The sequence below is a fragment of the Candidatus Symbiobacter mobilis CR genome (assembly GCF_000477435.1).
Taxonomy (GTDB): Bacteria; Pseudomonadota; Gammaproteobacteria; order Burkholderiales; family Burkholderiaceae_C; genus Rhodoferax; species Rhodoferax mobilis.
Genome location: NC_022576.1, coordinates 1,962,252 through 1,978,681 on the forward strand (window position 1 = coordinate 1,962,252; position 16,430 = coordinate 1,978,681).

A 16,430-nucleotide genomic window follows, 5' to 3' on the forward strand; every position below is an offset into this window, starting at 1 on the left:
AAGAGCGACCATGAGCATTGATCAGGATATCGAAGAACGCACCAAGCTGGCTGGCACGAACAAATTCGAGCTATTGCTGTTCCGGCTCGGTGAATCGCCATCGACGGGCGAGCGGGAGCTGTACGGCATCAACGTATTCAAGGTACGCGAAGTGCTTGTCATGCCCAAGATCACCGCGCTGGCCAATGCGCACGAGCACCTCATGGGCGTGGCCAACATTCGTGGGCAGATCATCCCGGTGATCAATCTTTCCGCCGTCATCGGCTGCAAGCCCAAACTAGGGCACACGATCCTGATGGTGACAGAGTTTGCGCGAACTGTACAAGCCTTCGCCGTAGAAGACGTTCGCGAAATCGTCCGGCTGGATTGGGATCAGGTGCTTCCCGCAGAAGGCACGCACGCTGGCACGTTGGTGACTGGCATAGCCCGCCTCGACCCCGGCAACCCCGACACGAGGCTCGCGCAAGTGCTCGACGTCGAGCAGGTCATCCGGGAAGTTTCCCCAGACAGCCGGGGGGAAGCGGCGGAAAGGGAAATGGACAAGACGGCATTGCCCTTGCCGCCAGGAACGGTGATTCTGGTCGCAGACGACTCGTACGTGGCGCGTTCCGTCATCGAGCTGGGCCTCAAGGCCATGAACGCCTCCTACATCATGACCAAGACCGGCAAAGAAGCGTGGGACTACCTGCAAAACCAGGCAGAACAAGCCAAAGCGGAAGGAATGATGGTGCGCAACAAAGTGGCCGTCGTGCTTACGGACCTGGAAATGCCAGAAATGGATGGGTTCACCCTCACCAAACTGATCAAACAGGACAGCCGTTTCCGGGGGATGCCAGTCGTCATCCACTCTTCCCTGACCGGTACGACGAACGAAGTCCATGTCAAAGGGGTAGGAGCAGACGGGTACGTCGCCAAGTTTTCCCCAAGCGAACTCTCCGCTACCCTGCGCAGAGTGCTGAGCACGAGCTGAAACGCAGGGTGCATGGCTAGTGGTGCATTCCCAGATATCTTTCTAAAAAATATCTTCCCCAACAAACGTGAGAACAGACATGAGCAGCAAACCATTTTCCTTGTGGGAGCGCCTCTTCCAAGGCGCGAAGATCAACCGCAGACTGACCGAGTTGGAAGACGAACTGCGGGTGCGAACCGACATCCTGAACATGACGAGCATCGTCTCGGAGGCAGACAAGAAAGGCGACATCGTCAGCGTCAACGAGAAATTCGTCGAGGTCTCGAAATACGGTCGTTCCGAATTGATCGGGTTCCCGCATAGCAAAACGCGGCACCCGGACATGCCCAAGGAAACATTCCGGCAAATGTGGGCCACGATCGGGCGTGGGGAGATGTTCCGGGGAATCATCAAAAACCGAGCGAAAGACGGCACCCCCTACTACGTCGATGCCGTCATCGCCCCCATCATGGGCGACAACGGCAAGCCCAAAAAGTATCTCGGCGTGCGGTACGACATCACCGAAGCCGAAGCACAGCGACAAGATGCCAAAGGGCTACTGTCCGCCATTGATGCGTCCTACTGCATGATCGAATTCGACCTGACTGGTCAAGTGCAAAAAGCCAATGAGAACTTTTTGCGCGCCATGGGGTATTCGGCAGCGGAAATCACAGGCAAACACCACCGCATATTCGTGGATCCTGCCGAAGCAGGCGCAGCCACATACCGGCAATTCTGGGCCGACCTAGGCGCTGGCAAGGCCCAACAAAGCGTGTTCAAGCGATTTACCAAAGCTGGCAAAGTCGTCTGGCTGCAAGCGGTGTATACGCCGGTACTCGATGAAGTCGGTCGCGTACTCAAAGTCGTCAAGATCGGCACGGACATTACGGCCGATGTGCAGGCCAATACCATGCTCAAGACGGCAGTCGAAGAATCCCTGGTAGTCATCGCTGCGGCAAAGAAGGGGGATCTGAGCAAGCGCGTCGATCTCGTCGGCAAATCGGGGCCCATCCAGGCGCTGAGCGGCGGAATCAACGAATTGCTGGAAACTACCGTCGTCGCCTTTGCCGATGTGGCGCAAATCATGGCAGCGCTGTCGCGCGGAGATCTGGAGCAACGCATCGCTCGCGAGTATTCGGGCACCTTCGACCAAATCAAGCAGGATGCCAACACCACGGCGGAAAAACTCGCCCACATCATCGACGACATGGCGCGCCTGTTCGAAGCCTTGGCCAAAGGAGATTTGACGCAGCGCATCACACGCGAGACCGAAGGAGCCTTTGACCGCGTCAAGCGCGATGCGAACGACAGCTTCGGCAAGCTCGCCGGCATCATCGAAGAGGTGCGCGGCGCAGCCGATGCACTCACTTCCGCAGCCAATCAGGTCAGTGCCACTGCGCAGTCGATCAGCCAGGCAGCAAGCCAGCAGGCGGCAGGCGTGGAGGAGACCACTTCGCAAATCGAAGTCATGTCTGCATCCATCACCCAGAACAGCGATAACGCACGGGTGACGGACGGGATGGCGACCAAGACAACCCGGGAAGCCGTGGATGGTGGCAATGCCGTAGCGCAGACCGTATCGGCGATGAAGCAAATCGCCGCCAAGATCGGCATCGTCGACGACATTGCCTACCAGACCAACCTGCTAGCGCTCAACGCCGCGATCGAAGCGGCACGCGCAGGCGAACATGGCAAGGGTTTTGCCGTCGTGGCGGCCGAAGTGCGCAAGCTGGCCGAACGCAGCCAGGAAGCAGCCAAGGAAATCGGCGAACTGGCAGGGTCGAGCGTGACAACGGCCGAGCGTGCTGGCAAGCTGCTCGACGAAATCGTCCCCAGCGTCAAAAAGACGTCCGAGTTGGTGCAGGAAATCGCCGCAGCCAGTACGGAGCAAAGCGAATCCGTCACGCAAATCGGCGCGGCAATGGGGCAACTCAATTCGGCCACGCAACAAAACGCCAGCGCTTCGGAGGAACTTGCCGCGACGAGCGAAGAGCTATCCAGCCAAGCCGAGCAGTTGCAGCGTTCCGTGGCCTTCTTCAATTTGGGGGGACAGGGGGTGTTCGCTCCCCCATCGATACCTCGGGCAGCCGCCATAGATCGACGCATTGCCTCCACCACAGCGCGACTGCCAGCCCCGGGGCGCCCGACGGGAAATTTCCGACCGTTTTGATACGCTGATCGCGACTTCCGTCGCTCCTACAACGCAAGGGATGCGCCGCGTGACTACGCTGTAGTTACTGCGCATTGCTTTCGCCATGGAACGATGGCGCTCCCTGCCTACCCCGACATACCCCCTATGGGTCAGCCTGCCTTGCAGGCTGAAAAAGAGAAAGTTTGAATGATGCCTACTTTGCAGTGGAAAAAAGTCAGTTTGGGAGGCAAGCTCGCCATCAGCAATTTCCTGCTGGTGGCTATGGCGTTGGTGCTATGCATCGCTGCCATCAGTTACTCCATTTCCCACCTCATCGAGGATCGAGTCGTCGAGGAAATCGAGGGCAAGACGCAAATGCTCGGTGCAATGATCGACGGGGCGGATCGGGATCTCCGTGGCAGAACGGGGCAACTCGCCAAGGCCTTCCAGCATCACATCGCCGGGTCGTTCGAGATTGGGGCCGAACAAATCGAGGTCAAAGGGCAACAAACCCCAGCGATGTTGCGCAACGGTGCGCCGATGAACCTGGACTTTGGGATCGTCGATGGCTTCACCCAACTGACCGGGGCAGTGGCCACCGTTTTCGTCAAAACCGGGGACGACTTCGTTCGCGTAACGACCTCGCTCAAAAACGACAAAGGGGAACGTGCCATCGGTACCTTGCTCGACCGGGCACACCCGGGCTACCAAGCCGTCCTGGCTGGGGGGAGCTTCACCGGGGTCGCATCGCTGTTCGGCAAACAGTACATGACGCAGTACGACCCCATCGTCGACACACAGGGCAAGGTGATTGGCTTGAGCTTTATCGGGCTGGATTTTTCCGATCAGCTCGTCTCGCTCAAGGATTCGATCCGCAATCTCAAGTTGGGGCAAACCGGCTATTACTACGTACTCGATACCCGTCCCGGGGAGCACTACGGCAAGCTCGTCGTCCACCCATCGCAGGAAGGGAAGAACATTCTGACTGCCAAAGATTCCGATGGACGGGAGTTCATTCGCGAGATCCTTGAGCGCAAGACCGGGCTGATTCGCTATCCCTGGCTCAACCCAGGGCTTGGGGAAACGCAACCCCGGGAAAAGGTGGTTGCGTTCACCTACATCAAAAATTGGAACTGGGTACTGGGCGGGGGAACGTATGTCGATGAGTACACCACAGAGATTCTCACCCTGCTGCTGCAGTACACCGCTGTCGGTCTTGGGATCGTGCTCCTGATTTCCCTATCGTGGTGGGGTTTGATTCGTCGATTGGTCGTAGCGCCGATGCACCATCTCAAGGAAGCCGCCGAAAAAATCGCGCAGGGGGACCTGACTTCGGTGCTGGGTACCGACCGCGAAGACGAAATCGGCGACTTGGTGCAGGCGATGGCCACGGTAGAGATGGTGCTCCTCGACTTCCAGAACGCGCAAGAGCAGATGGCGAAGCAGCATGCCGATGGAATGATCGACTACCGGATGCCCGTGGCTGCACTTCCTGGCGCTTATGGCGACATGGCGCAAGGCGTCAACGACATCGTGGAGTCACACCTGGCCACGACGATGCGGGTCGTCGAAGTGGTGGCTGGGTATACCGAAGGGAAGCTCGACGTCGCCATAGAACGGCTACCCGGGCAAAAAGCCAGGATCACGCAAGCCGTCGACAGCGTGCAGCAAGCGATGAAAGAGGCCGCTGCAGCAGCGGCGTTCAACCTGCGTATCCGCCAGTCACTCGACGGCCTGCCCGTGTGCGTGACGATTTCGGACACGGAAGGGCGCCTGACCCACGCCACCCCTGCTGCGGAAGAATTGCTCCGATTGTTCAGTGCATCGGGCATCGACCCCCACAAGTTGTACGGACAAAAAGTCAGCATCCTGCTCCAAAAGGGCTCCGACGTGGCCCAGTTTGATCGTGCGCTGCATGCGCCGGAGACTTTGGACATTGATGCACATGGCAGGAAGTTGCGTCTGCTCGCTCGGCCCGTACGTGACGGACAGGGAGCGCTCATTGGACGCATCACCCAATGGGTCGATCGCACCGAAGAATTGGCTGCGGAAGAGGAACTGGACGTATTGGTGAACGCCGCAGGTGCAGGAGATTTCGGCGGACGGCTGGGGTTGGAAGGCAAAACGGGGTTTTTCCGCAAAATTTTCGAAGGAATGAATCGTCTGGTGGATACCTGCGAACAAAGCCTGGAAGACGTGGCCGAGGTACTAGCGTCCGTGGCGCAAGGAGATTTGACGCGCCGAATCACCCGGGATTACGGCGGGTTATTCGCGAAGGTCAAAGAGAGCGTCAACAAAACCAGCGAGAACCTCACCCGTGTGGTCGATGAAGTGCGCGATGCAGCGCAAGCACTCAGCAATGCGGCCAACCAGGTCAGCGCCACGGCGCAGTCCCTGAGCCAAGCAGCGATGGAGCAGGCTTCTTCGGTAGAAGAGGCGACTACGCAAGTCAACACGATGACGACGTCGATCAACCAGAACACCGACAACGCCCGCGTGACTGACGACCTTGCAAGCAGGACGACGCAAGAAGCCGGCGAAGGGGGCGCAGCCGTCGCGCAGACGGTGGAAGCCATGAAACAGATCGCCGTCAAGATCGGCATCGTCGACGACATTGCGTACCAAACCAACCTCCTTGCGCTGAATGCAGCCATCGAAGCTGCACGCGCCGGGGAACACGGCAAAGGGTTTGCCGTCGTCGCAGCGGAAGTGCGCAAGTTGGCAGAACGCAGTCAAGAAGCCGCCAAGGAAATCGGCGAACTAGCCAGGAACAGCGTCACCACCTCCGAGCTGGCTGGGGAGCTGCTCGAACAAATCGTACCCAGCATCCGCCGAACCAGTGAATTGGTGCAGGAGATCGCTGCGGCATCTGGAGAACAGAGTTCGTCGATCCAGCACATCGGCGGCGCCATGGGAATGCTGGGCCGGTCTACGCAGCAAAACTCTTCTGCATCCGAGGAATTGGCTGCCACCAGTGAGGAGCTGGCGAACCAGGCCGGGCAGTTGCAAAGCACCATCGGCTTTTTCCGTACCGCCCATGCCAGTACCGGAGTAGCCATCGCCACATCGGCCAAAGAACGGAGGGCGGGAACCCAAGGAAGCAGAGGGGTGTATGGTGCATCATCCCCCACGCGCCCCATGTTGCAAGCGCCGGTACGCGGCAGATAGGCCCACACGGCCCCCCAGGGCTGCCACGATGGCAAAGTGCCGAGCCATTTCCGGTGCGGCAAACAGGCCCACCATGCGTGAGCCAGCCGAGCTGCATCAAGATTCCCTGCCTCCCGGCGTAGCAGACCTCGCAAAGTCGGTGAGTACACTCGAACGAGGACATTGCCCGCCACAGGCCCACAACAGTATTCGCCCAGTCCTTGACACTGCATGACCAAGATCGCAATCATCGACGACGTTCCCATGAACGTCGCCTTGGTCAAGGCACTCGTGATGCAGTTGCCCGATATAGAGCCTGCCTGCTTCACCAACCCCTTACTGGCCCTTGCGTGGTGCCTGGCGCATGACCCTGATCTGGTCATCGTCGACTACATGATGCCGGAAATGAGCGGGGCGGATTTCGTGAGTCGTTTCCGTTCCCGCTATCCCAATACCCCCGTGCTAATGGTCACGGCCAACCATGAAATGGCCGTTCGCTACAAGGTGCTTGAGCTTGGCGCTACCGACTTTCTCAATAAGCCGATCAACAGCACCGAATTGCTTGCCCGTGCGCGCAACATGCTGGCGCTGCGCCATAGCCACCAACGCCTCGTCGAAGAAGTGCGCCTGGCCACTGCCCGCATTACAGCCCAGGAACGCGAGACCATCTTTTGCTTGGCCAAAGCCGTGGAATGCCGCGATCCGGAAACGGGGTCGCACATCCTGCGCATGGCGCACTATTCGCAGCAGATCGCCCGCATGCTCGGATACTCTGCCGATGACCAAGATATGCTTTTGCGGGCAGCCCCGATGCACGACGTTGGCAAGGTCGGCATCCCGGATCACATCCTGCTCAAGCCTGGGATGCTCACTCCCGAGGAATACGAGATCATGAAGACGCACGCGCAGGTGGGGTACAACATCCTGCACCTGAACAGCTCTCCGATCCTCCAGCTTGCGGCGGAGATTGCACGCACGCACCACGAACGCTACGACGGCAGCGGCTACCCCCGTGGCCTTGCGGGGGAGGACATCCAGATTTGGGGCCGCATCGTCGCTGTGGCAGACGTCTTCGATGCCTTGACCGCAGATCGTCCGTACCGGCAGGCATGGGGAGTGGAGCGAGCCGCAGACTTCGTGCGCAACGGTTCCGGCACCCGTTTCGACCCCGCTTGCGTGGAAGCCTTTTTTGCGGACTTCGCCGAGATCCTCGACATCCGTGCCCGTTTCAGGGATGAAGACTCTCCTGACGCCCGAATTCCCGCATAGCTCGCGGCCGCAGCAGTCCGGGACGCCGCAACCCTTTTACCGTGGGTTCGTCGTCGGAGCTGGGGTGCTTGCGCTACTGCTTGCAGTACTGCTTTTCGTGCTGCTGCGCGAAAGTCCGGACGAAGAGGTTCGCTCCGTCCGTGCTTTTTCCGCTGTTGTCAGCCTGGACATTGCGCGTCCCGTTCCAGCGTATTCCGATGCCGACCCCGAGAAAGTGCGCCTGGGCAGGCAGTTGTTCCACGATGTACGGCTATCCGTCGACGACACCGTCAGTTGCGCGACGTGCCACTCGCTCAATACAGGGGGAGTGGACAACCGGGTTCATTCCGTGGGCGTGCAAGGCCAGCTCGGCAACATCAATGCCCCCACCGTCTACAACAGTGGCCTGAATTTCGTGCAGTTCTGGGATGGACGCGCACGTACCCTTGAAGCCCAGATCGAAGGGCCGCTCAACGACCCCAAGGAGATGGGGGCCAACTGGACGCTGGTATTACACAAACTGCGCCAAGACCCTTCCTATCCCCGGTGGTTCTCCCAGTTGTACGCTCAAGGCATCACAGCCGACAACGTCAAAGACGCCATCGCAACCTTCGAGCGCTCACTCCATACCCCCGGTTCCTCTTTCGACCAGTTTTTGGCCGGGGACGCAGGCGCATTCACCGAGCAAGAACAACGGGGCTACGAGCTATTTTTGTCCTATGGCTGCGCGAGCTGCCACCAAGGCGTGAACCTCGGTGGGAACATGTACGGCAAGATGGGCCTGATCGGCGACTACTTTGCCGACCGGGGAAACATCACCGAAGCCGACTATGGACGCTACCAGCGCACCCGCAATCTCGATCACCTGTACCAATTCCGCGTCCCCCCGCTGCGCAACGTCGCACGCACGATGCCGTACTTCCATGATGGCAGCGCAAACACCTTGGAACAAGCTATTTCCGTCATGGGCAAATACCAGCTCGGGCGTTCCATGCCGGAAGAAGACATGGCTGCGTTGGTCGCTTTTCTGCGCAGCCTCACCGGCACGTACAACGGCAGCCCCCTGTGAAGCGCAGTCACGGAAACGCCCTGCTATGGCTGCTGACCATGGGCCTGATGGCTCTGGGCCTGCTGGGCTGGCTATACCGCCAATCCACGCAGATCGACAGCGCCCTGCACATCCGCATCGTTACGCAGCTCGAACAGCTACGGCAGTACGACACGCTCCTGAACCAGTATGTCTTGCAGGCGCGCTACGGTCTGCTACGCAATTACGACCTTCTTGCCGAAACGCAGATAGCAGTCATTGAGGCCTTCGACGCGATGGCCCGGGACAACCCCACCTACTTCGGGACGGTGGAAGCACCCCTGCAACAGAAATTCGAGCAATACCGCAAGGCTTTTCTCGGCAAACTCGACCAGGTCGAGGAATTCAAAAGCAGCAACTCGATTCTGCGCAACTCCGCCAGCTACCTGCCACTCGTCATCCAACGTTCTGTGGATGAAGCAACGCTCGGGTCGATACAGCATAGATTGCTACATAACCTGTTGCATGAAGTGCTGCTATTCAGCGCCACTCATGGGCGCAGCCGCATCCATCTCGAAGCGGCCATGCGCTCGCTATTGCGCGTCGTCCCGGCAGGCAGCATCCTCCACGGCTCGGTGGCGCGGCATGTCGAACTGTTGCTAAGCCACCAGATCGGCACGGACGAACTGGTCTCCTTGATCGTTCACGCCTCCAGTGCGCGGGAAGGGCACGAGCTCCTTCGCATGTACGGCGATTCCTACGCGCAACGCCAACGCACCGCCAACGATTACCGGCTCGTGCTCGTCTTCCTGGCATTGATTGCCGTGGCGTTGCTGACCCACGCGGTATGGGTGCTGGGGGTACTCCGGCAGGCGCGCCAGCACCTCCAGGATTCGCTGCGCGAACTCGAATTCCAGAAATACGCAATGGACGCGCACTCGATCGTCAGCATCGCCGACCACGAAGGCAAGATCTTCTATACCAACGACAAATTCAGCGAAATCAGCCAATACACCCGTGCAGAGCTGATAGGCCAGAACCACCGCATCCTCAACTCGGGCCATCACCCCGACGAACATTTTCAAGAGATGTGGTCGACGATCACGCACGGGCGGGTGTGGCGCAGCGAGGTCAAGAACCGCCGCAAGGACGGCAGCGAATACTGGGTCGATGCGACCATCGTTCCTTTCCTGGACGAAGAGGGACATGTGCTGCGCTACGTCTCGGTATGCACCGACATCACCGAGCGCAAACGTGTCGAAGAAGCGCTGGTCGAAGCCCGGGACGCGGCAGAACACGCCGTTCGCGTCAAGAGCGACTTCCTCGCCAACATGAGCCACGAGATCCGCACACCGATGAACGGGATCATCGGAATGACCGAACTCGCGCTGGGCACCACACTCACCGAGGAACAGCGCGAGTACCTCGAACTGGTGCGCTCATCGGCGGATTCCCTGCTGACGATCATCAACGACATTCTGGACTTTTCCAAAATCGAGTCCGGCAAGATGAGCATTGAGCATGTGAGTTTCTCGCTCGAAGCCCTGTTGCGTGACACCGTCAAGATGCTCGGCATCCGCGCACACCAGAAATCGCTGGAGCTACTGCTGCGCGTGGACCCCGAAGTTCCCGACCGGATCCAGGGCGACCCCGGACGCTTGCGCCAAGTGCTGATCAATCTCATCGGCAACGCGATCAAGTTCACGGAACGTGGCGAAATCGAGTTGTCCGTACAGCCATCGCAGGAAGCGCACACGGGACTGCTGGGGGAGTGGGTGGCGCTGGAGTTTGCCGTCCGCGATACCGGCATCGGCATCCCGCCGGAGAAGTTTGCGACGATCTTCGAATCCTTCTCCCAGGCTGATACAAGCATCACCCGCAAGTACGGAGGAACGGGGTTGGGGCTGACGATTTCCGCGCAGCTCGTCGCCCTGATGGGCGGGCAGATCGAGGTGGAAAGCACCGTCGGAAAAGGGAGCCGATTCTTCTTCCGCCTGCCCTTCCCGGTCAGCGGCGATGCGACGATCTCCAGCCCATTGCGCACGGACTTGGTCACAGGCACGGATGTACTCGTCGTCGACGACAGCGAACGCAATGGCCAGCTCATCGCAGACATCCTCCAGCACTGGGGAATGCACCCCACCACCGCGACCAACGATGGAGCCGCCCTGGCCGCAGTGCGCAACGCCATTGCTGCGGGGCACCCCTTCCCCCTCGCCCTGATCGACGTCCAAATGCCGGAAACGGATGGCATCCACCTGGTGCAAGACATCCATGCCCTCAGCGCAGACACGGCGATGGTCGCGATGGCTACAGTGTTCGAACCCCATATTGCGCTGGATCGGTACCACGATGCAGGGGTGCAGGCGCATCTCAGCAAGCCGGTGACGCAATCCGCATTGTTTGACGCGGTCATGACGGCAGTCGGCGCCGCAACGCCCTATGCCCGGCCTGCGAAGCAATTCGCGTCCTCCCTGCCTATGGTTTCCCGCTCTGGGCTGCGGTTGCTGCTGGCCGAAGACAACATCGTCAACCAGCGTCTGGCCACGATCCTGCTCGAAAAAAACGGCCACACTGTCCGCATCGCCAACGACGGCAAGGAGGCAGTAGACCAGTGGGAATCCGGGGAATTCGACGCCGTGCTCATGGATCTGGAAATGCCGGAAATGAACGGGTACGAGGCCACGCGATGCATCCGCGAGCGCGAACGCCTGCGCGGCGGACATATCCCCATCCTCGCGATGACAGCCCACGCCATGGACGGTGTGCGGGAAAACTGCCTGGAAAGCGGCATGGACGGCTACCTCTCCAAGCCTATCCAAGTGGCCGCCTTGCTGCATGCGCTCGACGAATTGCCAGGCGCACGCGGACATACCCCGGAGGAGCTGCCTTCCGCGCAGTCCCGGCGCGAGGAACCGCTGATCGATTTCGACCGGATGCGCCAGTCCCTGGGCGATAGCCGCGCCCTGTTCGATGAACTGTGTGGCTTGTATCGCAGCGATTTGCCAGTGCAATGGCAGCGCCTGCAACAAGCACAGGCTGCCGCAGACCGCGAAGGGATACGTACTGCAGCGCACGCCATCAAGGGCATGGTCAGCGTCTACTGCGCAGACCGGGCCGCCGCCGCCGCCAGGCTGCTGGAAGAGCGTGCAATCGAGGGCGATGTGGAGGGGGCCATCGGCGCGCTGGAACAAGAGCTGCGCGCACTGGATGCTGCGCTAGAGCAATGCGCTGCGCACTGGTAACTGCCTTGACTTTGCACAGCCGCCTTGGATCATGAAAGTCATGGCAGCTCCCCTCACCCCCAACCCCTCTCCCGCTGGGCGAGGGGAGCTTCGAGAAGTCGCTTCGCGACTTTCACAATAACAATGCGAGATTGGGTGCTGGGGTGGCCACGGCCTGCCAAACAGGCTACCGTCGTCACGCTCGACGTCGCCCTGTCACTGCTGGCCACTGCAGTGGCTTTTGCCCTGCGGCTCGATACCCTGGAATGGCCGACTCCGGCCCAGTGGCAGATGTATGCCGTGGCCCCTGCGCTGGCCATTCCCCTCTTCGCCCGGTTTGGGTTGTACCGCGCCATCTTCCGCTACACGGGGCAGGCTGCGCTTGATGCAACGGCCCGCGCCGTGCTCGTCTACGCCTGTTTGCTCACCATCCTGCTGCTGTGGGTGCGTTGGCCCATGGTGCCAAGAACCCTAGGCGTACTGCAACCGCTGGTGTTCTTTCTGCTCGTCGGGGCCAGCCGCGCAGTAGCGCGGTTCTGGCTGGCCGGTATCTGGCCCGCCCGGCCCTGTGCGCGGGTGCTGATCTTCGGCGCCGGGGCGATCGGCGTGCAGGCGGCTTCCGCGCTCCGGGCCTGCGGGGGGTTCGAGCTGCTCGCATTCCTCGACGACGATGACCGCAAGGTAGGCCGCAATATCAACGGCGTTCCGGTGGTGGCCGCGTCACAGATGCGCGACTGGGTCACGCGATGCGAAGTCACCGACGTACTGCTTGCGCTGCCCACCTCGCGGCGGGAGCGCCGCAACGCCATCATCGCCACGCTTGCGGGCTTGCCTGTGCATGTGCGCACGCTGCCCAGCGTGGCAGACCTGGCTTCGGGCAAAGTCACCGTTCGCGATTTCCGCGAACTCGACGTCGAAGACCTCCTGGGCCGGGAAACCGTCGGCCCCCACACCGACCTGCTTGCGCACGACTTGCAAGGCAAGGTGGTACTGGTCAGTGGCGCGGGGGGCAGCATTGGCAGCGAACTGACCCGGCAAATCGTTGCACAGCACCCGCGCACGCTGCTGTTGCTTGACCACAGCGAATACGCCCTGTACGCCATCCACCAAGAACTGCAAGCGCTGTGCAGCACGGCCGCGCTGCCGGTCGAACTCCTGCCACTGCTCGGGGATGTGGGCGATTCCGTGCGCATGCACGCACTCTGCGCTACGCACCGTCCTTCCGTGATTTACCACGCTGCGGCGTACAAGCACGTTCCGATGGTCGAAGCCAACGCCTGCGAGGGCGTGCGCAACAACGTCTTCGGCACGCTGCATCTGGCACAGGCAGCGCAGCAATCCCACGTGGCCCGCTTCGTCCTGATCAGCACGGACAAGGCTGTTCGCCCCACCAACGTGATGGGCGCGAGCAAACGCCTTTCGGAGATGGTGTTGCAGGCGCTGGCCGCGTGCGGGGGGCAGACCTGTTTTGCCATGGTGCGCTTTGGCAATGTGCTGGACTCCAGCGGCAGCGTCGTCCCGCTGTTTCGCAAGCAAATCGCCGCAGGGGGGCCATTGACCGTGACGCACCCCGAAGTCACCCGCTATTTCATGACGATCCCCGAAGCCGCACAGCTCGTCATCCAGGCGGGGGCAATGGCCGTCGGCGGAGACGTTTTCGTGCTCGACATGGGCGAGCCGGTACGGATCATGGAACTGGCGTGCCGCATGGTCGAGCTATCGGGCCTGCGCGTTCATTCCCCTGCGCAGCCCGACGGAGACATCGACATCCAGATCACCGGTCTGCGCCCCGGGGAAAAGCTCCACGAAGAACTGCTGATCGGCAACGATCCCCAAGGCACCATGCACCCCAGGATCATGAAAGCGCACGAACCTTTCCTGCCCTGGGATGCCCTCTGCCCTATCCTCGAAGAATGCAAAGACTGCGTGCAACGCGATGACCATGGCGCGCTGCGGGCCTTGCTACGGCGCCATGTGCATCTACGGAAAGAGTGGGACGAAATATGCTGAAAAAACTGCTCCTCGCCATCGCCATGGCAGGGTCTGCCTTGGCTGGCGCCCAAGACCCGGAAATCGCCCTCACCCCCGAAGAGCGCGAATACCTCCGCCGCATCCCAGCGATCAAGATGTGTGTCGACCCGGACTGGACGCCCTTCGAACACATCGATAAACAGGGACGACACGTCGGGATCGCCGCAGACCTCGTACAGAGGGTGGCGCAACGTGTGGGGCTGCGCATCGACCTCTACCCCACCAAAACATGGGAAGAGAGCGTGGCGGCGTCCAAAGTTGGGCACTGCCACATATTGAGCTTCCTCAACCAGACGCCCTCGCGCGAGGAATGGCTCTCCTTCACCGACCCCATCTTTTACGACCAGAACATCATCATCACCCGCGAAGAACACCCCTACATCGGTGACATACGCGGGCTGAAAGACGAACGGGTGGCGCTACCCGGGGGGACGATGGTCGAAGAACGGATCCGGCGCGATTTCCCGAACCTCGTCATCGTGACGACCGGCAGCGAATCCGAGGCGGTGTCTCTGGTGTCCGAACGCAAGGCGGAGCTGACCGTGCGCTCGCTGATCGTCGCTGCGTATGCCATCAAAAAGGAAGGGCTGTTCAACCTCAAGATCGCCGGGCAGATTCCCGAATACTCCAACAAACTGCGCATCGGCGTGCGCAAGGAAGAACCGCTGCTGCGCAGCATCCTTGACAAAGGTGTCCAGACGATCACGCCCCAAGACCGGGAAGCCATCGCCAACCGGCATGTATCCGTGCAGGTGTACAGCAACTTCGATACGACGCTGCTATGGCAGGTCGGCGCTGTGGCCTTGGTCGTCATCGCCTTGGTGCTGTACTGGAACCGCAAGCTGCAAGCGATCAACCGCGAATTCGAGCGCCTTTCGATCACCGACCGGCTCACAGGGCTTTACAACCGCCTACGGCTCGATACCGTGCTCGAAGCGGAGGTGCAGCGCTCTTCCCGCTTCGGGCAGCCTTTCTCGGTCATTCTGCTGGACATCGACCATTTCAAGGCAGTCAACGACGAGTACGGCCACCACACAGGGGACGATGTGCTCATCGAAGTCGCCCGCATCCTGCAAACGCACACCCGGGAAACAGACGTCGTGGGCAGGTGGGGGGGCGAAGAATTCCTCGTGGTGTGCCCGCACACGCACCGCGAAGGCGCCCGCACACTCGCCGAAAACCTACGATCCAAGATGCAGGAGCGAGACATCCCTACCGTCGGGCACAAGACGGCGAGCTTTGGCGTAGCCGCCTACGAAGCGAAGGATCACGCCAAGGACGTCGTCGCCCGCGCAGACACCGCGCTCTACGAGGCCAAGCGCAACGGGCGCAACCGGGTGGAGGCAGGGTAAAGATACAGGTACATGGAACTTCAAAGGTAAGGATACAGGCAGAGGTAGGGATAGGGAAGAAGCAAGGCGAGGGAAAGAAAGGGAAGGGAAAAAATCTAGGACGGCCGACATTCAATCAGCGGCAATGTCGCGCCGACTTGCGCCACTTTCGTGCATGTATAGCCATACGCAGACAAATCCTGGATGCATTTGTCTGCAGTTGCCGACCCGTTGACGAGATGGGTTTCAATGACGATTTTGGGTCTATGGTTGGCAAAAAATTCGCGGTCTTCGAAGACGACGGATTCTGCGCCTTCCACATCACATTTGATGAAGTCCACCGAGGGAAGATCGGCCACTTGCATCAAACCACTCAACGTCACTGACTCTACCACCTGCGTATCACCCCTGTTGGCGCCAAGAATATGGGAAACCGCCGCGCCCATATTGCCTTCCGAAGAGAATGACAACCCATTGCCATGGTTCCAGATGGCTCCCGCAAAGGCTTCGATGACGTCCCCCCTGATTCGGGTATACAAATCGATATTCTTTTGTATCGATTGCAAGTTGTATTGGTCGGCATCCAATGCAATGACCCGGCCTGTGGATCCCACGAACTCCTTGAAGATGATCGACGTCAGCCCCGCATAGGCGCCCAGGTCGATCACGTTCTGCCCTGCTTTCAGGTCTGCAAACTCCAGGTACTGGTACGTCGTTGCCACCGGCTCGGACAACGAGGGGAAATGGATCGGCATCAATCCGAAACCCACGACGTGGTGGTATCTGGGAGTCGAATAATCGACCAGCTCGTACCCTTGGAATTCCATCGGTTCGACGGAAGAAAAGTAGTAATCGAAGCTATCGATCATGTCGTAAGAATAGATAAAGTGCTTCAGGCTGATTCGTAAAATTTTTCCATCTTTTATGAAATCAACATAATGCGCTGCGAGCTTGACCTGGATCCCAGCCTTCCTGGCCTTATTTTGAATTTGTACAACGTGTGCATTGTTTAGCAATGCATTGGTTTTGTTACCAGTTTCTTTTCCGGGATTATTTCGAGTGTTTCTTCCAGTCTTATTTGCTGCCTTATTTCCAGTTCCAGCAATATTCCCGGTTTTCTTCTCCGTCTTTTGCCCTGCCTGGCCAGTCATACCTGGAATCCGCCCATCCAGATCTTGGTACAGTTGCGCAATCACTGTTTGCATGGTTATGCTCCCATTGCTGGATTAGGCTGAAATAGCCATTCTCTCACGCTCCCGCAGTACTTCGGAATTTGTGGGAATCTACCAGGCTTGGGTAGCCCCATTTCTCTTGCGCATCGTGATTTCCGCCGCTCCTACAG

General features: G+C 59.7%; 9 protein-coding genes and 1 pseudogene. 9 read left to right on the plus strand and 1 reads right to left on the minus strand.

All coding sequences use genetic code 11. From position 1 onward, the window contains the following. Positions 1 to 10 precede the first annotated feature (10 nt). The 9 genes and pseudogenes from CENROD_RS08090 to CENROD_RS08125 all read left to right on the plus strand — a co-directional run bounded on the left by CENROD_RS08090 (position 11) and on the right by CENROD_RS08125 (position 15,109). Positions 11 to 970, plus strand: a complete 960-nt coding sequence (locus tag CENROD_RS08090; protein ID WP_022774219.1) for a chemotaxis protein — start codon at positions 11 to 13, stop codon at positions 968 to 970. 79 nt (positions 971 to 1,049) lie between these two features. Further along, complete coding sequence (locus tag CENROD_RS12530; RefSeq protein ID WP_022774222.1) at positions 1,050 to 3,119, plus strand: methyl-accepting chemotaxis protein; 2,070 nt, start codon at positions 1,050 to 1,052, stop codon at positions 3,117 to 3,119. Positions 3,120 to 3,362: 243 nt separating this feature from the next. Then, positions 3,363 to 4,748: pseudogene (locus CENROD_RS14660) on the plus strand (Cache 3/Cache 2 fusion domain-containing protein); the annotation flags it as partial. Between the two features lie 6 nt (positions 4,749 to 4,754). Beyond that, a complete protein-coding gene (locus CENROD_RS14665; RefSeq protein ID WP_476577879.1) occupies positions 4,755 to 6,248 on the plus strand; it encodes a methyl-accepting chemotaxis protein in 1,494 nt (497 codons plus the stop codon). A 210-nt stretch (positions 6,249 to 6,458) separates the two neighbouring features. Then, positions 6,459 to 7,496 carry an HD domain-containing phosphohydrolase gene (locus tag CENROD_RS08105; RefSeq protein WP_022774230.1) on the plus strand — a complete coding sequence of 346 codons (1,038 nt, stop codon included), beginning with the start codon at positions 6,459 to 6,461 and terminating at the stop codon, positions 7,494 to 7,496. Then, complete coding sequence (locus CENROD_RS08110) at positions 7,462 to 8,544, plus strand: cytochrome-c peroxidase (protein ID WP_022774233.1); 1,083 nt, start codon at positions 7,462 to 7,464, stop codon at positions 8,542 to 8,544. The genes CENROD_RS08105 and CENROD_RS08110 overlap by 35 nt, the downstream gene beginning before the upstream one ends. Beyond that, the gene (locus CENROD_RS12540) at positions 8,541 to 11,747 is read left to right on the plus strand and encodes a hybrid sensor histidine kinase/response regulator (RefSeq protein ID WP_051360344.1); all 3,207 of its coding nucleotides are present in this window, start codon (positions 8,541 to 8,543) and stop codon (positions 11,745 to 11,747) included. Before CENROD_RS08110 ends, CENROD_RS12540 begins: the two co-directional genes overlap by 4 nt. Positions 11,748 to 11,870: 123 nt before the next feature. Beyond that, the gene (locus tag CENROD_RS08120) at positions 11,871 to 13,736 is read left to right on the plus strand and encodes a polysaccharide biosynthesis protein (RefSeq protein ID WP_022774239.1); all 1,866 of its coding nucleotides are present in this window, start codon (positions 11,871 to 11,873) and stop codon (positions 13,734 to 13,736) included. Next, positions 13,730 to 15,109 (plus strand): diguanylate cyclase, encoded by a 1,380-nt coding sequence (locus CENROD_RS08125; RefSeq protein ID WP_022774242.1) that lies wholly within the window; start codon positions 13,730 to 13,732, stop codon positions 15,107 to 15,109. The genes CENROD_RS08120 and CENROD_RS08125 overlap by 7 nt, the downstream gene beginning before the upstream one ends. A 95-nt stretch (positions 15,110 to 15,204) precedes the next feature. Here CENROD_RS08125 and CENROD_RS08130 read toward each other — a convergent pair whose 3' ends face one another. Beyond that, a complete protein-coding gene (locus tag CENROD_RS08130; RefSeq protein WP_022774245.1) occupies positions 15,205 to 16,293 on the minus strand; it encodes an FkbM family methyltransferase in 1,089 nt (362 codons plus the stop codon). Between the last annotated feature and the right edge of the window lie 137 nt (positions 16,294 to 16,430).